This window comes from Leptolyngbya sp. FACHB-671, assembly GCF_014695745.1.
Taxonomy (GTDB): Bacteria; Cyanobacteriota; Cyanobacteriia; order Elainellales; family Elainellaceae; genus JAAUTN01.
The window spans coordinates 72,076-93,283 of sequence record NZ_JACJOV010000059.1 but is presented as its reverse complement, the minus strand read 5'-3'; the positions used below and the strand labels follow the sequence as shown (position 1 = coordinate 93,283).

Below are 21,208 nucleotides of genomic sequence, written 5' to 3'. Positions count from 1 at the left end.
AGAATCTCGCTGAAGCGCCCACGAGTTTTTGCTGTAAGTGCAGGGTAGCGGAATTATAAGCTGCGAGACCTCTCCCCTCTGTTAGACTTTGCTGTTTAGATGCCAACTGAAGTGCACTGCCAGATTATGCCGCTTCAAACCCAGACAACACATTAACCGCGTTGATGCCAATCTCGGCTACTGCATACCCCCCTTCCATCACAAACAAGGTTGGTTTACCAAGATGGGCGATCGCCTCCCCAATTCGCTGATAGTCGTCCTGTTTTAGGCGAAACTTTGAGATAGGATCATGCTCAAATGTGTCAACCCCGAGCGATATAACCACAACATCTGGAGCATAGTTACCAATGTGATTAACCGCATCTGCAAGCGCGTTCTGATAAGTTCCCCAATCCGTTCCCCAAGGCATCGGATAGTTGCGGTTAAATCCTTCACCTTGCCCTACACCGATTTCATCTTCATAGCCTAAAAAGTAGGGATACTCATCTTTGGGATGAGCATGGAGAGAGAGGAAGAAAATGTCAGCACGATCGTAAAAGATGGACTGGGTGCCATTGCCGTGATGATAATCAATGTCCAACACCGCAACCCGCTCCGCACCTGCGTCTCGAAAAGCTTGAGCAGCGATCGCCGCATTGTTTAAAAAACAGTAGCCTCCATAGAGGTCACGTCCTGCATGATGTCCAGGTGGACGGCAGAGCGCAAAAACAGCCTGTTCTCCATTCGCCACCCGCTTTTGTCCGGTTAACGCCACATTGGCAGAGGCGCGGATTGCTCTCCAGGTTCCGGCAGTGATGGGCGTACCTGCATCAAAGGAGTAATAGCTCAGTTTGCCATCAATGGCTTCTGGAATGCGGTCTTGACGCATCGTTCGCGTTGCCCAATTTAGCGGCAACGCATCATAATCTCCGTGAGCTGCCACCCACTCACCCCACGCCGTACTCAAAAAGGAGACAAACTGCTGATCATGGACTTGCAAGATTGGCTCAAGCCCAAACTCCTCAGGTGGCAGTACCTCACCCAGATTTGCCGATCGCACCTGTTCAAGCAGCATTTCTGCCCGTTTTGGCATCTCAAACGGGGGTAAAAACTTGCCATCAATAAGTTCTGCCGTGGCGTTTTGATAACGATGCTCGTCGCTGTAAATCGTAATCATCTCTAACCCTGTTTCTCTAACCCTATCAAAGTCCTGCTTGATCCAATGCCATCATTAAATCCTCCGATAAGTTAAGAGTCTGTGCCCACTGCTCCAAATAGCCAAAATCCAGCCTTTCACCTTGAAGCTTAAGGACACCTAAAACGTCTCGCCACTGTTTTTCTAAATCGCTGTTTCTTCGTCAAGCCAACTTTTGCAAGATAATATCTTCGGCACTGGCAATCCATATTTGACGGATTGCTCAGTCAGTTTTCTGGACTTGTTCAGCTTTGTCCTCAAAACTCAGCCGCCGCAATAAATTGAATATCAACACATCTGCATCAACGCTAGTGTCATCTGACTGAGCCTTATATCCTGACTTAACAATTGCTTTGGGAATAGAAGGCATTTTTTTATTTTGAATATTAATATTTCGACTATAAAGTTCTCTGGGACATTGAGAGGAACGACTGGTCAAGTGCCTCACCCATACGGGTGAATGCGAAGCTACTTATGAAGATTTAGAGAAACATCATTCTGAACCTTTTGAGGGAAGCCCATAATTCCAGGTAGGGGGTTAAACTGATCTATGAGTTTATCCTCCTAATGGTGTACTCCGATGGAAATAGGGAAGGCTTCTATTTATAAATCAATTTAATTCAAACTTTGAAATTCTTTGACTTAATTGACGTTGAGACCTAAACCTCATTACTGCGTTAACCCGACTTGCCCCAATCCGGCTGATCCCGATAGTGCATCAGCTACGGTTTGTCGTCATTGCAATTCAACCTTGCTGTTGCAAAATCGATATCGCGTCAAGCGGCAGGTCGGCGAAGGTGGCTTTGGCAAAACTTACTTGATTGAGGACACGCTGAACATAAAGGCAGGCAAGCCTGAAACGCAAAAAGTTCTCAAGGTCTTGCTAAACCAGTCGCCGATCGCCGCCAAGCTATTTCAGCGAGAAGCAAAAGTATTACGCCAGCTTCGTCATCCCGGAATTCCTAAGGTAGAGGAAGAATCCTTTCAGTTCCGACCCGGCGCTGGCGCTGAAACGCTGCATTGCCTGGTCATGGAGTTTATCGAAGGGGTTGACCTCAATTCTTGGGCTAACTCACGCGGCAAGCTGCGCCGGACTGTGACTCAAGCTCAGGCGATCGCCTGGTTAAAACAACTGGTTGACATTCTTGGCGTACTGCACAACAACTCAGTGCAGCAGTGCTTTCACCGCGACATTAAGCCGTCTAACATCATCTGCCGTCCCAATGGTCAGCTTGTGCTGATTGACTTTGGTGCGGTGCGGGAAGTAACGCCTACCATGTTAGTCAAGGTAGGCGGCGGGCAAGCTCTGACCGGCATTTGTTCCCCTGGCTATGCCCCGCCGGAGCAGATCGATGGCAGACCTTTGCCGCAGTCTGACTTTTTTGCGCTGGGACGCACCTTGGTACACCTGCTAACAGGCAAGCATCCACTGGAATTAGACGCTGACCTCTACACGGGCGAACTGCGTTGGCGGGATCAGGCTCCCTCCATTAGTACTCCGTTGGCTGACCTAATTGACCATTTAATGGCTCCAACGGTAGGTAAGCGACCGCCAAACACAGACGCAATCTGGCAACGCCTGGATGCGATCGAGCAGGGATATGACCTTCAGGATTATCCTCAGAAGCAAGATCATGAGCAGGAAACAGCGCTGCTGCCTCCTAAACGCGCTGGGTTGAAAAAGCTGCGCTTGGCGTTGGCAGTACCCGGAGTGGCGATCGCCCTGGGTCTGGGTGGGGTCACCTGGCAGTGGGGAGCCATGCGGATGGCAACGGTCTACCATGAGCGTGGCATCACGCACCAGATCGCAGAAGAACTGTATCTGGCTCAAGTTGAGTTGGAGCGGGCGATCGCCCTCAAACCCGATTATCCAGAAGCCTACTTCCACTTAGGACGTAACTATGAGCAGCTAGGCGACCTTGAGCAAGCTCGCACGGCTTACGAAACTGCTCAGCAGGCAGGGTTACCAGAGGCATACAGCAACCTGGCTCGGCTTGACATTTTAGCAGGGCAGCCAGAGCAGGCAATTTCGCTGCTGCAAGCAGGATTGAAACTAGAGCAAAATGATACTATTCGGTATTCCATGCTCAAAAATCTGGGCTGGGCTTACTTAACCCAAGCGAATTACACTGAGGCAGCATCTTACCTAAATGCGGCAATTCAGCTTAATGATGAAGAAGCCTCTGCCTATTGCTTAATGGCACAGTTGGCAGAAGTTCAGGGATCGCCTGAAGTGGTGACCAACTGGGAGTCTTGCCGCCGTTATGCATCTCGGATGCACCCTGACCAAAGACAGTGGCTTCAGCAGGCTGAGCAATATCTCACAACGATTCAGGAAGACGCTCAGCCGAAAACTCAACCAGGAATTCAGTCAGGTCAATCGTCTACCCGTTCTACTCGTGAAAGGGATCAACCTAGCATTCAACCACCTGCGCCACACGATTTGCAGCGTCTGGCAACGGATGGAGGGAGATGATGAAACTTCGTCAGTTGCGAGTTTCTGAGAGGAGCGATCGCCTATCTCAGCACTTCAGTCAGGGATTCACCTTGATTGAACTGCTGGTCGTCATTTGCGTGATGGGAATTTTGGCAGCGATCGCTATCCCTAACTTCATCAGTCTGGTTAATCAAACCCGAGTCAACCTTCTAGCCGAACAAATTCGTCAATCACTCAAGGAAGCGCAGCAGCAAGCTATTTCGGAAGGCTACAACTACACGGTTCACTTTCGGAAAACTGATACAGGAATTCAGGTTGCACAGTCACCCTACACGACAGAACCACGAGAATGGAAAACGCTGTCTCCCAATATTCCAGCAGATCGGCTAATTTTCACCATTCCAGACTCTTCCAACAACTCACTCACATTTACGCCCGACGGCACCGTAGAGTATGAAGCGCTCGTGTTTGTCGCATTGGGAAACGAAGATCAACTCCAAGTCAGCACCAGACGCTGCATCAATGTGCTGAATCGTAGAGACGGTATTAGCTACGTTCAAATCAACCAGGCCACAGCCTGTGAGATTGCGCCCAACATTTCACCCTATTTGCAGCCTCCACCTGGAGACATTGCTCGCTAATCCTTAAGAGGCTACAGATAGAAAGGCACCCCGCTCAGCGGGGTGCCTTTCTATCTGTAGATTTTGAAATTGGTAGTAGACACTTCAGTTAAAGAAGGGAGGCAGAACCCAGTCCTGTCTCCCTTCTCCTTTAAGATGTATAGCTAATTTAACCGCGAGCGCGTTCTAGCAGAATCATCATGAGCAAGCTGAGTAAAGCTTGAGCTTCTTCGCGATCGCTCATTTGATCAACTGGTTTTAATACAAACTTTCTTGAGAAGAATGAAGGTAGCTTTTCCAAACGCATCACCACTTGACCATCGGGACGGCTGACCAGATATTTGGGGTGAAATACATAGCCACTGAGCGCTCCCAGGATTGGAATTTCCTGAAACAAGCTGTCCCAAATTTTGACCCAGGGATTTTCTTCTTGAATCATCAGGCTGCTTGCATCACCATCAAAAATGTCATATCTGGCGCGCCAGAGTGACCGCAGACCTCGACGCTTGACGCTGCCTAGATAGGCTCCATCCTGATCAGCAAAGTTATAACGAGCGGAAAAATCAATGATGCGATCGGCTTTGATCGTGAATTTCGAATGGGTCTGTTGAGCATCCGAAAAGACAGTGATGTGTTCCTTGAACTTAAACAGCTTTTGTCTAACGTATAAGACCAAGTTGCCTTGAGCATCTGTGACTGAAATGGTGGGAGCTAGCGTCCAGATCTTAAAAGTTAGTTCGAGAGGATATTGCATGACGGGTTCGGGAAGATGAAAGAAATATTACCCCCGATAGATTCCAAATTACTGAACGTAATTCCGGACGAGGGTTTGCATTCTAATTAATCCCGGTTTTCGGTCCGAATCAGGGGACTAAGCCCCTGATTCTCAAAAATCGTTACACACCGCTGCCAACGCTTTCCTTCGCCAGAAACTTTTCTAGCTCAGTTAGCGCTTCTGCATCGACTTTGGTTTGCATGGGGCAAAACTTTGGACCACACATCGAACAAAACTCAGCCGTTTTGTAAATATCAGCGGGTAATGTTTCGTCATGGTATTCCCGTGCCCGCTCAGGGTCGAGCGACAGCTCAAACTGGCGATTCCAATCAAAGTTATAGCGTGCGATCGAAAGCTCATCATCGCGATCGCGTGCCCCTGGTCGATGACGCGCAATGTCTGCTGCATGAGCCGCAATTTTGTAAGCGATTAACCCATTTCGCACGTCCTCGGCATCGGGTAAGCCGAGGTGTTCTTTGGGTGTGACATAGCAAAGCATTGCTGTACCGTGCCAACCGGCGATCGCCGCTCCAATCGCTGAGGTGATGTGGTCATATCCTGGCGCAATATCCGTTACCAGTGGTCCCAACACATAGAAAGGTGCTTCTGAACATTCTTCCATCTGTTTGCGGACATTGAACTCGATCTGATCCATCGGTACATGTCCTGGGCCTTCCACCATAACCTGTACGTCATCTTCCCAGGCTTTGCGGGTAAGCTGCCCCAAAGTTTTCAGCTCTGCTAACTGGGCCGCGTCTGATGCGTCGTGAGCGCAGCCCGGACGCAAGGAATCACCCAGACTAAACGAAACATCATATCTTTTGAAAATCTCAATGATGTCCTGAAAGTGAGTGTAGAGTGGGTTTTGCTTATGGTGATGTAGCATCCAACGAGCCAGAATACCACCGCCTCGTGAAACAATGCCTGTCAGCCTCCCTCTCACCAGGGGTAAATGCTCGATCAAAATGCCTGCATGGATCGTTTGGTAGTCCACCCCCTGCTGAGCATGTTTTTCAATGATGTGCAGGAAGTCATCAGGCGTGAGGTTTTCAATGGTGCCATGCACACTTTCTAGCGCCTGATAGACCGGAACGGTGCCGATTGGTACGGGTGAGGCATTAATGATAGCAGTGCGAATTTCGTCTAGATTGCCCCCACCCGTGGACAAATCCATCACGGTATCTGCGCCATACTTGACCGCTAGTTTAAGCTTGTTGACCTCTTCTTGCAGGTCGGAAGAGTTGGGGGATGCGCCAATGTTGGCATTCACTTTGCAACGAGAAGCAATGCCGATCGCCATCGGCTCCAGATTCGTGTGGTTAATGTTAGCGGGAATAATCATTCGCCCCCGCGCCACTTCCGCTTGAATTAGGTCGGCAGGCAGGTTTTCGCGCCGTGCCACATAGTGCATCTCTTCTGTGATTACACCTTGACGGGCATAGTGCATCTGAGACACATTGCCTTGTCCGCGCCGCTTGGCGATCCATTCAGTCCGCATATGAGGTTCCTCAAAATAAACAGCTTCCCTCCGCTGGTGCTAGCCAGACTCAGGTTCTAAGGGTGTAATCTCAGCCTGAGAAACTCAGGCACCCCTAGCTTGACTGCTTATCTTATCACCCTTGAGCAACGAAGCTGCGCCGACTGTAAAAACTTGACGGTTCGTATTGGACAGCAATGCTGTAGAGAAGTTGCTTAATGATTTAAGTTTTTTGCCGCTAAATTAGGGTTCCAACACTGTATACCAAGCGATCGCCCTTTCCAGTGAAGGCTTGAGGGCGATCACCTAGTTAACTGACAAAACTCCCAAGACTATGGGTATGTCGTAGGTTGGGTGAAGCGAATGCGGAACCCAACGAAATCTAGGTGAGTGTTGGGTTACGCTCTGCTCCACCCAACCTACATCAGAAGATTTGTCAGGTGATTAGGGCGATCGCCTCTCTTTTTTACACCTTTTCTACACCAAAAGTGCTGGCGTTAAAACAGTGTCAATGACATGAATCACACCATTGTCAGTCAGGATATCAGTTTGCAGTACCTTCGCCTCATTTACGTGAACGCCGTCTCCCTGCTCAACGGATACCACTGAACCTTCTAGGGTCGGGGCTTCATCGATTTCAGCCAAGTCATCCGATCGCACATCGCCTGAGATGACGTGATATAACAACACCTGCTTTAGCTTATGAGGATCTTGAAGCCAGGATTCTAACGTTTCTGCTGGGAGCTTGTTAAATGCGTCATCGGTTGGCGCAAGCACAGTGTAAGGACCTTCACCTTTGAGAATATCTACAAGACCAGCACGTTCGACTGCTGTAATCAATGTCCCAAAAGAACCTGCTTCAGTAGCAACTTCTACTAAGTTAGCCATAATTCATTTCTCCGCTTAGATTGCCACCCTGAGAGCGTATGTCTGAAATGAGGCAAAATTCATCGCTCAAAGGATAGGCTCTAAAGCAAATCTACCGATTCAGGTCTTCAAAAAAGTCTTTAGGATCTTCAAAAAACTCCTCTACATCCTCAAAAAATTCTTCTAGGTTTGGTGACGTAACTTCAACAATAGGATCACCCAAGACTCGTACAATCAAACCGCTGACAACTGCAATTAAAAGAACGCCTAGCCAACTCAACGGTCTATTCATACCTGAATTGTCTTTATCTTGTGCTTTTGGCATTGCAATAAATCTTGTGAGTAATCCTGTGAGTGGTCACGAATGGAATGAATTCTACAGCGATCGAGTCAATAAATATAACCTGGAATAGGCAAAATTTCCCTAAAACATACTTCTCACGGTACAAGCTGCTTTCTAATAACTATGTCAAGCTTTTAGACGTATAAATATATGAATATTACTTTGACATGAATACATCAAGTTTAAATGCTGTAGAACGGCTTGCTACCCTCAATCGCATTCGTAAGCTGAGTCGATTGATGGATACTGCCATTCGCATTCCTTTTATTAACTTTCGAATTGGGCTAGATCCTATTTTAGGTCTGGTTCCTGGTGCAGGAGATATAGTTACAACTGCATTTTCGGCTTATATTATTTTTCTGGCGCGGCGCTTTCAGCTTCCTTCGGAGGTGCTAGGCCAAATGATTGCCAACATTGTCTTAGAGGCAGTGGTGGGTTCAGTGCCCCTTCTGGGTGACTTGTTTGACGCTTATTACAAAGCAAATGTGCGAAATCTGGCTCTTTTAGAGAGGCATTTGCAGATGGCTGAACCAGATCTTGAGCAAGTTGACTCCTTGAATCTGTCGAGTACCGAGATGGCTGGGACTGCTTCTGCAAACATATCCGCTCCGAGGTAAACGGGTAATTCTGCCCGGGCAACCTGCCAGAATGAGTACTTTTGTTCTACAAACAGCCTTCTGAAGATAGACGGCACCTTTTAAGCAGTGTTTTACAAAGGAAGGGTAATAGTTTCAGGTCAGATTTAAAGCGCTCTTGGATCGCTTTAACTCCCCTGTACTGAAGTCACAGCTTAGTAAGGAAGTGCATTATGGCAGTTAAGGAACTCCGTAAAAGTGATGTAATGGCGCACTTGCTAGAGGCGCTCGACCAAAAGCAGGATATCGGGCATTATGGCAGGCTGACGTTTGCTATGGTGGCGCGTCACTTCATGTCAGAAGAAGAACTGGTGACTTACCTTCAAAAGGATCCAGACTGTGATGAACGAGAGGCGCGATCGCTCTACCAGCAGGTGCAGGGCAAGGACTACAACCCACCCAAACGCGATCGCATTTTGGAATGGCAAAAAAATCAGGATTTTCAGATCTGTCCTGATTCCGATGATCCTGATGCTTGTAATGTCTACAAAGACCTCCAATTTCCTCAGGATGTCTACGAACACATCTCTGAGTACTACGAGCAAAAATCAAACAGTTAGACCTCTATCGCGACCAGACGTTTATGCGAACCAGGACTTCCTTCTAAGATGAGAAGATGAAGTAGGTGTTCTAGCAGTAACCATGTTCCCTGAAGCCCTTGACCGGACGAGTTCTCCAAATCCTTTTCTATCGCTCAACTATGAGCCGGCCCTAGAAAATCTGGGAGACGATTATTTTGATATTGTCTCAGCAGCGGAGTTTCCCCGTCACATTCTTCGCTTTCGTAATGATCAGGTGTTGCCTAAACTAAGACTTGATCCAAAGTCGGTTACGGATGCAGATTTTATCCAGGCTTTTGGACATTTTCAGGCGCAGCAACTGCCGCTAGCGCTGCGCTACCACGGCTATCAGTTTGGTGAGTACAATCCGTTTTTGGGCGATGGCAGAGGCTTCCTGTACGGGCAGGTACGTGGTGTAGACGGTGAACTGTACGATTTTGGCACTAAAGGTTCTGGCACAACGCCTTACTCCAGGGGTGGGGATGGCAGACTCACACTCAAAGGGGGTGTACGAGAAGTGCTGGCATCCGAAATGCTAAATGTTTTGGGTGTCCGTACTTCTCGTTGCCTCAGCTTGATTGAAACCGGGGAAGCACTCTGGCGAGGAGATGAGCCGTCTCCTACGAGATCTTCAGTAATGGTGAGATTTTCGCGATCGCACATTCGCTTTGGCACCTTTGAACGACTCCATCACCTGGGTCGTCCTGATCTCACCCAAAGGCTGCTGAATCATGTGATTCAGTACTACTATCCGCATCTGTGGAACCAACCTGACCAGTACGCTCATTTCTATGCAGAACTGGTGCAGCGAGTCGCAAAACTGGTTGCAGAATGGATGTCTGTGGGCTTTTGTCATGCCGTACTCAACACAGACAATATGTCGATTACTGGGGAAAGTTTTGATTACGGTCCTTACGCTTTTATTGATCAATACGCTCCTCACTTCACTGCTGCTTACTTTGATTACGCTGGTCGCTACAGCTATAGCAATCAGCCTTCAATCTGCCGCTGGAATTTAGAAATGCTGCAAGTACCACTAAAAGCAGTGATCAGCCCCGCAGAAATGGAGTCAGGTCTAGCTCAGTTTGAGCAACATTATGTCACTGCCTATCTACAGCGAATGCTGAACAAGTTGGGCTTTGAAGGATTAGAGGAACTAGATGAGGCGATCTCGGAGAGATACCCACAAGGGGTCGCCACTCACTTACTTAAACTCACTTTGCAACTGTTAGAAGAAGCCCGAATTGGTTATCACGACTTCTTTTTAGCGTTACGACAACAGTTTTCACCAGATTGGCGCACCGATAAAGCCTTAATTTTTGCTGAAGGTGAATCCCAATCTGATGCAGTGATGGATTGTTTTGACCAGTGGCGATCGCACTATCATCAGATTCTCACTGCTTTGCCGGAGGAAAAGATGGGGGCGATCGCCCAACGGCTGCAACAACACAATCCCAGCACTATTTTACTTAGACCCGAAATTGAGGCAATTTGGGAACCAATTACCGTTGAAGATGACTGGGCTCCCTTTTATGACCTACTCAAGCGAATTTGGGAATCTGTTCAGCCAATGAAGTAATCGTCGAGATTTCTGCCTTTTCCCGATTTTGCGGCAAGGGTGATCGCCTAATACTCAGCAACGCCCAATATCTTATCCTTCTTTTTCTTGCCAAAGAGTGAAATGTTCAGGATATTCCACTAGGAGGCAGAGTTTGCCGGAGTCAAGTTCAGATTGCCAGAGATCAGTTGCTTTTTCGCGCAAGCGTTTAGCCAAAGAGATGCCTTCTACCAGAACTTTGCCTTGAAAAACACATTCTGTAAAACCCTGGTTCAAAATACCTTTTTCTTTTAACTCTTCCACCTTAAACATTAGCCGCTGCACTGCGGGTGCCTCAGCCGCAGAAATAGGTGTTGAGCTAGTAGGGTTGCCTTGAGAAATATAGAAGAGACCATCAGATGAGTCATTTTGAGGCAAAGAATCATCAGGCAAACCGTTTTGCGCTGGATTAGGTTGACTCACAGCGTTCCGATTTGCATTGGATGACACACTGGCAGCACTACCATCAATCAAAGTTGCTTTTGAGCCACTCATTGCTGCTGCCTGTAAGTCCAGTTCTTTGACGAGTAGAATGAACCCGCCAATGCGGATAATGTCGTCTGTTTGAAGCAAAAAATTCTGGTTGGTCTGCACTGTCTGGTCGTTGACCTGAGAGCCATCGGTACTGCCCAAATCGGTGTAATAGTATTGCCCCGACTGATACAAAACTCGACCGTGAACTCGACTCACTTCAGGACTATTTAGCACCAGATCACAGTTTGGGTTTCGTCCGATTAGACCACCCCCCTGAGTTAATGTTTCTGGTGTTAGGATTTTTTCCTGAGACTCACCTGTTTGGTAGTAAATCGCCCTTATTTTAATCATGATTTTTTGTCACTTTTGACTTTGACCCAATCCGTTAAAGCGTTGTCTGCTCCTCCTGATTGGGACTTTGGTTTTGCCCAATTACAGTAATTTTTTCTGGATCGGTACTTTTTAAGGAGGAGATTTTAGGGTTAGCTAATGGAGAATTAGGACTGCTTCCATCAGCAGGCTTGGGGGTAGTGACGTTGTTTAAGTCTTGGCTTGGAAACGGGGCGGCAATGGTTGGCTTGTTGCCAGTTTTTGCCTTTGGGGGACCAATTACCGTTTTTTCATCTGCGGAGCTATTAGGCTGGAACGGTCTGGCAACGGTCGGCTCATCTGCCGACTGCGATTGGAACGGTCTAGCGACAGTTGGCTCGCTTGTGGCTGGGGAACGAATGACGGTCTGATTGCTTTGGGGATTGAGGAAACCGGGTGTGGTAACAGGTTCATCCCAGGGATTGGGCTGACGGGAGGGTTTGGCGATCGCCTGCTTGCTCTCCTCCTTTGGCAGAACAGTGGGTTCTTCAGCCAAGCTCGTTGCATTGGGGTTTGCTTCAGCAGACCCGGCAAAGTGAATTTGGTTGAGCGACTCAATTACGGTAGGGGCATCGGCTAGAGCTGCGTCTGACTCGGCCTGAGTAAAATTCTGAATTGCTTCTGCAATTGCATCTGCCTCTGTAGCTGAGATCAGTGTCAGCGGCTCCTGAATGACTGTGCGATCGCCTCCTACAGCAGATTGAGCAGGAATTGCACTAAGGGGCTGATCAAAATCCGATCTGCTGGAGTGCTTGACTGATTTCTCTTCTACCAGTTGAAACCGAAGCTTGCCAGCAGGTTTTGCAGTCAGTTTAACTGCATCGGGTAGAGGTACTTCAGACTGCGATCGCTCAACTAAGCCGTCTTCTAGCTTGGCTTTACGGGACCGATTTGATAGCGCTAAGGGACGGCTCTGTCGCCAAATCTCGTAACCAATAATGAGCAAAAGAATTAGGGAAAACGCGACGAGCGCTCCCCACAACCAAGTAACGACCAGAACGAACCCGCCAATTGCCAAACCCCAATAGACAAGGCGCATTTGCTCTACCTCTATGACTTTTTCCCGGGCTAGTAGGCGATCGCACCACTCCCACCCAGCGATCGCAAACCCAGCTTGCGATACCAAGAAGTTGCTTTCACCCTATAACTTCTCCAAGCAACTGGAGTCGTTTCAGGAAAGTTTAGAAACGAAGGTTTGTTTGAGAGGTTGAATTTTTTGTGCATTAAGCGCATGGAAAATCCAACCCCTTGAATAGCTTTAAAGCTGCGATCGCTCTAACCACTGCTGCACCATCTGCTCCATTTTTGGGGACAGTTTCAGGGGCAGGTGATCGACTTGGAGGTGCAGGTCGCGTTGGGGGAAGGGAATGTCTACCTGATTTTGACGTAGCAGAGCTTCCATGCGGAAATAGAGATCGCTTTTGATCACAACTTGCTTGCTGGGTTCTGCTGTCCAGACCAGCAGTTCAAAATTCAGGCTGCTGTCGCCAAATTCTTTGAAAAAGACTTGGGGCTGCGGAGTTGAAAGAATTTTAGGATGATTTCGCGCCGACTCTAACAGCGCCGATCGCACCGCTTCAATGTCTGAGCCGTAGGCTACCCCGACAGGCAGGTGAATTCTAGAAACAGGGTTATCGTGGCTCCAGTTGATCACTTCCTGTTCTAAAAAACGCGAGTTTGGCACAATGATCGAGATCTGATCGAGCGTGCGAATTAGGGTGCTGCGTGCCCCGATGCGCTCGACGTTGCCTTGAAATTCACCAACTTCAATAAAATCTCCAACTTGAATGGGACGCTCAAACACTAACACCAAGCCGCTACCGAAGTTTTTGGCAATATCCTGCAAACCAAAGCCGATTCCTACCCCGAGGGCGCTGACCAGAATTGCCAGGGAACTGATGTCTAGCCCCCAAATTTGCAGCACCACCAGCGAACCGATAAACAACATGGCGTAGCGGATGATTACCGCAACGGCTTCCTGTGCACCTCGGTTTACCCCAGTCATTTGTAAAATGCGGGACTTGAGTAGATCCGTTGCCATCTTGGTAAAGACGATCAGCCCCAGCAGCATGAATGCCAAAACCAGCAGATCCGTCACTGAGTAACTGCTTTGCCCCAGGGTAATGATGGGAGAGGTAAAGCTAGCTATTAGGCTATTGAAGATGCGGTAGCCCCACTGACGAGTCAGCGGAAACAGGTTAGTGATGTAAAGCGTTGCGCCCAGCCATACGCCCGTTCGGGCGATCGCCAGCAGCAGATTCACCAGCAAGTTCAACGCTTGGGGGTGTTCAATGGTTTCATCTTCATCGGCATTCGGCTGCGGCAAGATTGCAGCTAGGGAAGGGCGCAGCGATCGCTGCCAAAACTCACCCAGCCCCCAATGCAACAAAGTGGCGATCGCTACGACTCCCACAGCGATCGTTCCTGCCCACCGCAAAAATTCTGCCGTCCGCTGCTGCTGGGCTTGCTGAACAGCATCCCTAAGCCGCCGGGTTAACTCTCTTGCCTGCTCTTCAGGGGTTCTGCCTAGGGGAGCATCCCGGTCTGTCACCGTCATGAGATGGCGGTCATTCAGCCGGATAGTCGGCAAGCCGTTGCGCTGCTCAATTTCAATCTGGACGGGCTGATCTTCCTGTACTGCTTCTTGCAGCAGCGAATTGACCAACTCTGCCCGCTCGGTGGCTGTGTATTCGCCTGAAGGGCTAATTTGAAAAATTTCTCGCCCGTCTAACACCACTGAAGCTGGAATTTCTTTTTGGGCGATCGCCGGGGCTATTAGCAGAATTAGCGTCAGAATTAAGGCGATGCCAACGGTTTGTAAAATCTGCGATATGGCAGATAAAAGTCGATGAGGTGCCAATGAATCTCAGTCCCAAGCGATCGTTCCCGATGCCATTCTGCCTCAAGTTTGGGAGTCGAATTATTAAGAACAGGCAGGCAGAAAGCAAAATATGCTTAGACGCTACACCCACTCTTGCTGAATAGTAACTTTGCGCGCTTGCATGGCTTGCTCAAATAAATCTGTAGGAAGGGCCTGCTCAACGGCCCAAACGCCTGGTTTTTTCAACTGACCGGACAGCAAGAATTGAGCAATGCAACCCGTACCAAGACCCGTAGCGATCGCTGCACTAGAATGAACCAGAGCTGAGCGGTAGCGTTTGGGCTGTCCTGCTTTTTGCCCAACCACTTCAGCCTGTACGCCCACCCCTGTGCCGCTAAACAAATCGGTAACAGACGTCATGCGATAACTCACGTGAGATAAAAACTCAACGCCATTGGGGTTTTTCAGCCACGATTTAGGAAATACATTGGCAGCAATCCAGGTCAGGTGATTGTAGAAATCAGGCACTGAACCAAACTTGGTAACAACAGTTTTGACCGGAAAAGAATCCACTAGAGTGAACGTCTCCGGCATCTCATACCAGTAGGCATGAACCGTACCATAAGGAGCAGGGAGGTGAATCTTTTGGCGTTCGGTGTAAGGCTTAATTTTTTGCCACTGTCCGTCTATCCAGGCTTCAAACGGCTTGAGCAATCCTAGAAATGTTGTTCGCATTACGGTTACGCCTGCCCCACCAGAACCGCTCACCACATAGTAAAGGCGAATCTCTTCTGCCTGGTCAAGTTGCTCTACGCCCTGTCGCACCATGCTGTTAGAAATACCTGGGAATATACCAGAGTTAACAACAGCGGTTACTCCAGCTGCCTCCGCCTCTGCCTGATAAGACAGAGCTTTCTCGGTAAAGCCGCGTGTATCGCTGACATCAACGTAGTCCACACCCTGCTCGATGCAAAACTTCAGGACGCTGGTGTCACGGTAGTGAAAGGGCCCAGCACAGTGAACGACCACATCAGACTGGGCGATCGCCTGTTTCAGCTTTTCTAGATCCGCGAGGTCTAGCTGCAAAAATCGTACCCGCGAACCAAGCTGTTGGCTGCCCGATCCGTCTTTGAGGGTGTCACTTCTGCCGGTGACAATAACTTCTGCCTGAGTGTGATCGATTAGGTCGGCTGCAACACTACTGCCGATTCGCCCCTGTCCACCTATAACTAAAACCTGTGTCATCAGTCAGTATTATTCAACACCAACCTCAGTTCACCACTTTTAGAACGGGTTTACATCGGCATAAAGCAAGAATCTGTGAGCGGTATTTTGTCCCTATGGGCATAAGCGCTGTCAGTGCTTGTGCTTCAGTGCTTCTGACTCATAGCAAACACGCATCTTCTAATATATTTCCTGCATGAATCATTTTTTGAAGCGTAAATGGTGGCACCACCATCCACGTAAGAGATCTAATTTATCTTCAGGCTGATGCCTCTGATAGAGAGGCGATCGCCTCCAAAAGATGCTGGTGTACTGTCGCAGAAGCCGCAATGACCAAACCGGGACGAGAATAATCTTCGCAGTCGTGCAGGGGTGGAAGGGCTGCTCCAGTGTGAGTCGTGACAATGCAGCCCGCCTCTTGTGCTAAAAATGCCAATGCAGCACTATCAATAAATTTGCCTGCACGAGTGACTGCTCCTGCTAAGTCTCCACTTAACATGCCATTCACGTTAGGGATTTGGACTTCATCGGAGTAAGAAGTAGCAACGTCAATCACGGCGTAATCGTCTTTTAGCTTTGGTGCGAGTGCCTCCATGCCCCATCCCAGCAGAATTGTTGGACTGGTTTTAGCAATTTTCAAAGGCTGACCGCTTGCCAAACCCGCATCTAAAGTGCCTTGCCAGCAGCCCTGCCCTCGAAAGGCAAAACAGTAGGTGTTTTGTGCAGGAGTGATGGCGATCGCCGCCTCAAACTCATCCCAATTCAGCACACCCACAATAATCTGATAGTTTGAATGCCCGTCCAGGTAAAATTGAGTGCCATCAATCGGATCAAGCGTTACCAGATAATCATCTTTTTCGCCTAAAGTAATGGCTCGAAAATACTTTGTGTTGTAAGACTGCTCATACTCTTCCCCATAAAAGCGAATGTTAGGAAAAGCACCCAACAGCGCCACTTCTACCAGCGTTTGAATCGACAGGTCAGCATCACTCAGCGCTGCTCCAAAGAAACTATCTGACTCTTTAGAAGGACGCGCCGCAATCTTAGGCTGAACTTCAACCGCGTAAGCAGCAGCGATCTTGAGATAGGGAAACAGCATTTCCAGAATTAAACGGGGATTTGGCAGCATCTAAACTTTGCTCTCACTATCGGCAGCATGGCAACAATCTTACCCCTTAAGCTCAACGAAGCTTTATGCTTAGCGAAACAAATTAGTTCGTTCAGATTTCAATAGGGAAATTTGCTTCAATGCTGTCAACTTACAACTCCCTAAATTTGTTCAAATCCTACTTTCTACAGGGTTAAACTGAGAAAAGGAGCGAGGATACATTTAACGTTTGTTAAACGCTACAACAGTATGTTGTTAACCTGGTTCAAAGAGTAGAATTCTATCATCCAGTTGGGTTTGTATTCTTGCTTCCTTAGGTGGACGCAATCGGTTTAGAGAAATTTAATACTGGCAAATGTAGCAATCTTCAATCACCTGTAAAAAGAGCGGTTATGAGAAGAACATTCCTCAAAGGTATGCCTCTCATAACCCATTTAGGATCACCGTATAGTTCACCAACAAAGTAAAGTTTGTAGCGCATTTAAGAATTCAAAATCATGTCAACCCAGAAGCCTTCAAATAATCCAAATCCTCCCTTTCCTACCCCTGATCCGGTTCATCTTCAGTCTCAAGCGAGTAGGGATGAAGTTCATGAAACGCTTGCCAAAGAGCAGGGCAAAGAAACTAATGTAATTGATGATGTGGAGAATAGCGACGGGGATAGCGACCTCATGGAAGCTAAGTTTCAACCGACAGCTTATGGATTGAGCAGCCCACCTCCTGCGGATTAAGCACTGCCATCAGGTGTTCTAATTTGTCGTAAAGCACTTTAGGGCGAAATCGGGCAGACTTTTGTCAATCTCTTCATCCAGAACAACGGGATGCGCTCTACACATCCCGTTGTTTTGTTTGTATGTAGTTCAATGAACTAGCAAGCAACGTCTGCTAATTTTCAGAGTTGGCACTAGAGTCCAGTAGCTTCGTCATGCTCTGCCGTAGTGGGATCAACTCCCATGGGGGAAACAATATCGCGGAAGAGGGTAATTTGCTGTTGAAACTCTAGCCCTTTGATTTGATTGAGCAAACCTTCTGCTTCAGAGGCAAGCTGATAGTTAGGTGGCATAGGGATGATTGTGGCACTGTCCATACCCTGAGCCAGCAGATACCAAAACAGCAGTTTGGTGGTATCGCCTAGTGCGCCGTACTCCCGGCTAATCAGATTATTATTTCCAGAAATCAAGTCTCGCTGAATCTGCAACTGCTGTTCATGAGACATATCCTTAACTTGATTAAATAGCCCCTCTGCAACTTCTGTAGAAACGGTGCTAGCTCCGGGTGCCGCAGGCGTAACTGATTTGCCCATTTCTTTGTAGACAAACCAAAATAGGGCTAGCTGCTGGTCTACGTCCAGACTACGAAAGTTTTGGACCAGTTCGCTGGAGGGGTTTGAAGTCGTATATGTCATGAGAGTCTCATAAATCGTCTCTCTGACGCTATCAAGACCGCTGCGATCGCTTAAACCTGCTAAAGGCAGAGGCTCATAACCCCTCTCAAGACATAGCTTAACTGCCGATTTTGAAAGCTTCCACGAACATTCCGTAGATCAAACCAATCTTGACGCTGTTCAACATTTCTGTGAACAAGGGGCGCTTAAAAGGGCCTTCGGCTGACCTGCGAAGGCGATCGCCCCTGGTTACAACCCAATTAGTTAATTCTGTGGAGGCAACCAGTAGCAAAGCAACGATGGAATCTAGCTCTGCGTTTTGTCCGGCGGTTGTTGCTACCACTGTTGCCAGCAGGTTGCCAAACAAGAGACTAATGATTAGCAGCGAAAACCGTCGCCAAGGGTTTTGTAACCACCGATCAAGCCGTCCGAGCAAGGTATCAACCAAACTGTTGAGACGAGTGTTTTGCATGACCGCGGGGTTCTCCAGAAACTAGGCAACAGCAATCGGGTTAACGCATCAAACTATCAGAATTAAACCATCAGAACAGGGATAGGATGAAGTCGCCGCTGCATATTTCTAAAATTGCGGATCGCATCAGTATCGAGAGGAAGTAATGTAAGTCCTGGACTAGACTAAAGGAAGCAAGAATTGCAAGTCCACCTGAGTATAGGATGCAACCCAAAGAGCATCTTCAGCTCATGCCATAGGATGTAATACGCACCATAGGCTGTCAGCGGTAGGCTGTTAGCGGTTTATTGAAGAGCCGCCGATTTTTCCGTTAATTCAATTTCGCGAGTTTGCAGGGGGCAGGGTGAAGTGACCAAAGATATGAAGCTAAAACTTTACCCCGCAGTTATCGGAGTTTTAGGCGTAGGCATTATTGTCTTACTGATTGGGCGATTTGATATCAGCATTTTGATGGAACCCATCCCACCCAAAGAAATTGGGCTGGATTCTGCGCCTCCCATTGCTGAGGAAGTTCCTAGAGAAACGGTGCCTTCTCCTAGCGTCACTTCGCCCCCAGTCGTGGTTAGCCCAGCGGCTCCAGCGACTCCAGCGGCTCCATCTGCGCCTCCAGACGAAAATCTGGCGATCGCCCAATCTGGCAATCTCCGAGTCAGCAATCAAACTGAGCATCCTGTACGAGTTGCGCTTTTGTCGCAAGTCCCAGGTGATGCTACCTCTGCCTCAGATGCCTCAGCTACCGAAAACAGCACAGACGCTTATAAAGAACCTGTTCATTGGGACTTCGCACCGGGAGAGGGCAGCGCTAGTGGTCTGCTGCTTTCTCTACCAGAGGGTGAGCTTCAACTGCAAAACGGAGATGTTTTGGTCGTTTTTGCTCAGGATGGTTCGCGGCAATATTGGGGCCCATACGTGGCTGGCAAAACGGCAGGACCGACCTGGAGCAGCGGAACCGGAGAATGGCAGTTGATCGTCCAATAGAAAGGTCAGTTTTCCAGTTAAAGTAAGGTCTGGCAGACTATCTGTCAGACCTTAAACCCTCTTAAGCATCTGATAGCTCTACATGAAATTTGGGATCGATCGCCCCAGCAAACTTTTCCAACACTGGGAACAGCCCGTTCCAGCCTGGACACTTTCAATCATTTGGATTTGCCTAATCAGCTTTGTGGCTTTCATCTGGCATCTAGGCAGCATCGGTTTGGTTGACGAAACCGAGCCACTATTTGCCGAAGCCGCCCGCCAAATGACTGAAACGGGGGACTGGATTACGCCTTACTTTAACGGGGCAACTCGGTTTGATAAGCCACCCCTGATCTATTGGCTGATGGCGATCGCCTACCAAACCATTGGAGTTAACGAGTGGGCTGTGAGGCTGCCCTCCGCATTGGCAGCGATCGCCCTCACCACAATGGGATTTTACACCCTTAAACAGTTTGGCTTTCCTTCCCCTGCTGCGGCTGAAACGGCAACAGTCCCAAATTTATCTCACCAAACCAGTCGTCAACGCTGGCTAGGGTCCTGGATCGGTGCAGCCATGCTCGCCCTCAACACGCACACGATTGTCTGGGCTAGAACAGGTGTTTCAGACATGCTGCTAAGCGGCTGTATGGGAATAGCATTACTTGCTTTCTTTTGTGGCTATGCTCAGCCTGCGCGACCCCAGGTGCAGGCCCGCTGGTATCTAGCTTTTTATGTGCTGTCTGCATTGGCTGTGTTAACCAAAGGTCCCGTGGGGATCGTGCTGCCCGTGCTGATTATCGGCGCATTTTTGCTTTACGTCGGCAACGGCTGGACAGTGCTGCGTGAGATGCGACTGCTGCGCGGTGGGCTGATCTTTTTGGCGATCGCGGTCCCCTGGTATATCCTAGTCATTCAGGCAAACGGGCAGGAATATATAGACAGCTTCTTTGGCTACCACAACTTTGAGCGGTTTACCGAGGTCGTCAACCGTCACGATGCGCCCTGGTATTTTTACTTCTTCGCTGTTTTAGTTGGGTTTGCGCCCTGGTCGCTATATCTGCCCGTGGCGATCGCCCGTCTTCGCATCTGGCAGCGCACCCACTGGCAACAGCAACCCCGCGCTACACACCTGGGTCTGTTCGCTTCAAGCTGGCTGTTGATAATCTTCAGTTTTTTCACCATTGCGGTCACAAAGCTTCCCAGCTATGTCCTGCCGCTGATGCCTGCCGCAGCCATTCTGGTGGCGCTGCTCTGGAGCGAACAAATCACTCGTCCGCAGATCAGTCGTAGCGTTTTGATTACGGGTATTGTCAATACTATTTTTCTAGCAGCGCTGGCTGGGGCAGTGCTTTACAGCCCAAACTGGCTGGGTGATGACCCCACCATGCGGAATCTGCCAGAAGTAATCCGCCAATCTGGACTTTTGCCCTGGGGAGCAGCGAGTTGGGCGATCGCGGCGAGCGTCATGTTGGTTTTGCTGCTGCGCCGCCGGGGACGCTGGCTTTGGCTAGTCAATTTCATGGGGTTCTTTGCTTTCATCGTGTTTGCTGTCATGCCCGCTTTCTCAGTTGTGGATGGTCTGAGACAACTCCCTTTGCGACAGCTTTCAGCGACCATGCTGCAAGCTCAACAACCGCAAGAAATGCTGACGATGCTTGGGTTTCAGAAACCTAGCTTGGTATTTTACACAGAACGCCCTATTCTGTTCATCTCTGATCCCGATGACCTGGAAGAGCAGCTCGATCAGCTCTTTGAGCAAAATACCCCTTCGGTGCTGATGGTAGCCTTTCCCCACAAGCTGAGAGAAGCAGACCTGGAGCCTGAACAATATCAGTTAGTTGAACAAGCAGGAGCCTACCAGCTAATTCGGATTCGGCTACCGCTCAAGGAGAATTAGCAATTGTCGCTGAATTG

The 21,208-nt window shown here is 48.7% G+C and carries 21 protein-coding genes and 1 riboswitch; of the genes, 8 read left to right on the top strand and 13 right to left on the bottom strand.

What is annotated here, in order from left to right; genetic code table 11:
* Positions 1 to 124 precede the first annotated feature (124 nt).
* Both H6F93_RS06945 and H6F93_RS06940 read right to left on the bottom strand, forming a co-directional pair.
* Positions 125 to 1,156, bottom strand: coding sequence for a histone deacetylase family protein (locus H6F93_RS06945; RefSeq protein ID WP_190679841.1), 1,032 nt, complete (start codon positions 1,154 to 1,156; stop codon positions 125 to 127).
* A gap of 241 nt (positions 1,157 to 1,397) precedes the next feature.
* Complete coding sequence (locus H6F93_RS06940) at positions 1,398 to 1,544, bottom strand: hypothetical protein (RefSeq protein WP_190645415.1); 147 nt, start codon at positions 1,542 to 1,544, stop codon at positions 1,398 to 1,400.
* 282 nt (positions 1,545 to 1,826) lie between these two features.
* On the opposite strand from H6F93_RS06940, the gene H6F93_RS06935 reads away from it, so the two are divergent.
* Together H6F93_RS06935 and H6F93_RS06930 are read left to right on the top strand one after the other, a co-directional pair.
* Complete coding sequence (locus H6F93_RS06935; RefSeq protein WP_190679840.1) at positions 1,827 to 3,650, top strand: serine/threonine-protein kinase; 1,824 nt, start codon at positions 1,827 to 1,829, stop codon at positions 3,648 to 3,650.
* Positions 3,647 to 4,252, top strand: a complete 606-nt coding sequence (locus tag H6F93_RS06930) for a GspH/FimT family pseudopilin (RefSeq protein WP_190679839.1) — start codon at positions 3,647 to 3,649, stop codon at positions 4,250 to 4,252. The genes H6F93_RS06935 and H6F93_RS06930 overlap by 4 nt, the downstream gene beginning before the upstream one ends.
* A 148-nt stretch (positions 4,253 to 4,400) precedes the next feature.
* Here H6F93_RS06930 and H6F93_RS06925 read toward each other — a convergent pair whose 3' ends face one another.
* From H6F93_RS06925 to H6F93_RS06910, 4 genes are all read right to left on the bottom strand, one after another.
* Complete coding sequence (locus H6F93_RS06925) at positions 4,401 to 4,985, bottom strand: LURP-one-related family protein (protein WP_190679838.1); 585 nt, start codon at positions 4,983 to 4,985, stop codon at positions 4,401 to 4,403.
* 142 nt (positions 4,986 to 5,127) lie between these two features.
* Entirely contained in the window at positions 5,128 to 6,504 is a 1,377-nt protein-coding gene (thiC, locus tag H6F93_RS06920; RefSeq protein WP_190645422.1) for a phosphomethylpyrimidine synthase, read from the bottom strand.
* A gap of 8 nt (positions 6,505 to 6,512) precedes the next feature.
* Positions 6,513 to 6,610: riboswitch (TPP riboswitch) on the bottom strand.
* Between the two features lie 350 nt (positions 6,611 to 6,960).
* Positions 6,961 to 7,371, bottom strand: coding sequence for a fasciclin domain-containing protein (locus H6F93_RS06915; protein ID WP_190645423.1), 411 nt, complete (start codon positions 7,369 to 7,371; stop codon positions 6,961 to 6,963).
* Between the two features lie 91 nt (positions 7,372 to 7,462).
* On the bottom strand, positions 7,463 to 7,675 hold the full coding sequence (locus H6F93_RS06910; RefSeq protein WP_190679837.1) for a hypothetical protein: 213 nt from the start codon (positions 7,673 to 7,675) through the stop codon (positions 7,463 to 7,465).
* A 185-nt stretch (positions 7,676 to 7,860) separates the two neighbouring features.
* Between H6F93_RS06910 and H6F93_RS06905 the strand changes: the two genes are divergently transcribed.
* The 3 genes from H6F93_RS06905 (at position 7,861) to H6F93_RS06895 (ending at position 10,467) form a co-directional block, all read left to right on the top strand.
* On the top strand, positions 7,861 to 8,310 hold the full coding sequence (locus H6F93_RS06905; protein WP_190645427.1) for a DUF4112 domain-containing protein: 450 nt from the start codon (positions 7,861 to 7,863) through the stop codon (positions 8,308 to 8,310).
* A 191-nt stretch (positions 8,311 to 8,501) separates the two neighbouring features.
* Positions 8,502 to 8,888 (top strand): hypothetical protein, encoded by a 387-nt coding sequence (locus H6F93_RS06900; protein WP_190679836.1) that lies wholly within the window; start codon positions 8,502 to 8,504, stop codon positions 8,886 to 8,888.
* 82 nt (positions 8,889 to 8,970) lie between these two features.
* Entirely contained in the window at positions 8,971 to 10,467 is a 1,497-nt protein-coding gene (locus H6F93_RS06895; RefSeq protein WP_190679835.1) for a protein adenylyltransferase SelO, read from the top strand.
* 72 nt (positions 10,468 to 10,539) lie between these two features.
* Here the strand turns inward: H6F93_RS06895 and H6F93_RS06890 are convergent, their stop codons facing one another.
* The 5 genes from H6F93_RS06890 to H6F93_RS06870 form a co-directional block, all read right to left on the bottom strand.
* Positions 10,540 to 11,310: an FHA domain-containing protein gene (locus tag H6F93_RS06890; protein ID WP_190679834.1), complete on the bottom strand. Its 771-nt coding sequence runs from the start codon at positions 11,308 to 11,310 to the stop codon at positions 10,540 to 10,542.
* Positions 11,311 to 11,344: 34 nt separating this feature from the next.
* Complete coding sequence (locus H6F93_RS06885) at positions 11,345 to 12,454, bottom strand: hypothetical protein (protein ID WP_190679833.1); 1,110 nt, start codon at positions 12,452 to 12,454, stop codon at positions 11,345 to 11,347.
* 132 nt (positions 12,455 to 12,586) lie between these two features.
* Positions 12,587 to 14,188, bottom strand: a complete 1,602-nt coding sequence (locus H6F93_RS06880) for a mechanosensitive ion channel family protein (protein WP_190679832.1) — start codon at positions 14,186 to 14,188, stop codon at positions 12,587 to 12,589.
* Between the two features lie 102 nt (positions 14,189 to 14,290).
* Entirely contained in the window at positions 14,291 to 15,394 is a 1,104-nt protein-coding gene (locus H6F93_RS06875) for a saccharopine dehydrogenase family protein (protein WP_199313530.1), read from the bottom strand.
* 238 nt (positions 15,395 to 15,632) lie between these two features.
* Positions 15,633 to 16,502 carry an inositol monophosphatase family protein gene (locus H6F93_RS06870; protein ID WP_190679831.1) on the bottom strand — a complete coding sequence of 290 codons (870 nt, stop codon included), beginning with the start codon at positions 16,500 to 16,502 and terminating at the stop codon, positions 15,633 to 15,635.
* 476 nt (positions 16,503 to 16,978) lie between these two features.
* Between H6F93_RS06870 and H6F93_RS06865 the strand changes: the two genes are divergently transcribed.
* Positions 16,979 to 17,212, top strand: coding sequence for a hypothetical protein (locus H6F93_RS06865; protein ID WP_190645437.1), 234 nt, complete (start codon positions 16,979 to 16,981; stop codon positions 17,210 to 17,212).
* 173 nt (positions 17,213 to 17,385) lie between these two features.
* Here the strand turns inward: H6F93_RS06865 and H6F93_RS06860 are convergent, their stop codons facing one another.
* Together H6F93_RS06860 and H6F93_RS06855 are read right to left on the bottom strand one after the other, a co-directional pair.
* Entirely contained in the window at positions 17,386 to 17,886 is a 501-nt protein-coding gene (locus tag H6F93_RS06860; protein WP_190645439.1) for an orange carotenoid protein N-terminal domain-containing protein, read from the bottom strand.
* Positions 17,887 to 17,983: 97 nt separating this feature from the next.
* A complete protein-coding gene (locus H6F93_RS06855; RefSeq protein WP_190679830.1) occupies positions 17,984 to 18,337 on the bottom strand; it encodes a DUF565 domain-containing protein in 354 nt (117 codons plus the stop codon).
* A gap of 360 nt (positions 18,338 to 18,697) precedes the next feature.
* Between H6F93_RS06855 and H6F93_RS06850 the strand changes: the two genes are divergently transcribed.
* Positions 18,698 to 19,315 (top strand): hypothetical protein, encoded by a 618-nt coding sequence (locus tag H6F93_RS06850; protein WP_190679829.1) that lies wholly within the window; start codon positions 18,698 to 18,700, stop codon positions 19,313 to 19,315.
* An 82-nt stretch (positions 19,316 to 19,397) separates the two neighbouring features.
* Positions 19,398 to 21,191: an ArnT family glycosyltransferase gene (locus tag H6F93_RS06845; protein ID WP_190679828.1), complete on the top strand. Its 1,794-nt coding sequence runs from the start codon at positions 19,398 to 19,400 to the stop codon at positions 21,189 to 21,191.
* The last annotated feature ends 17 nt before the right edge of the window (positions 21,192 to 21,208 follow it).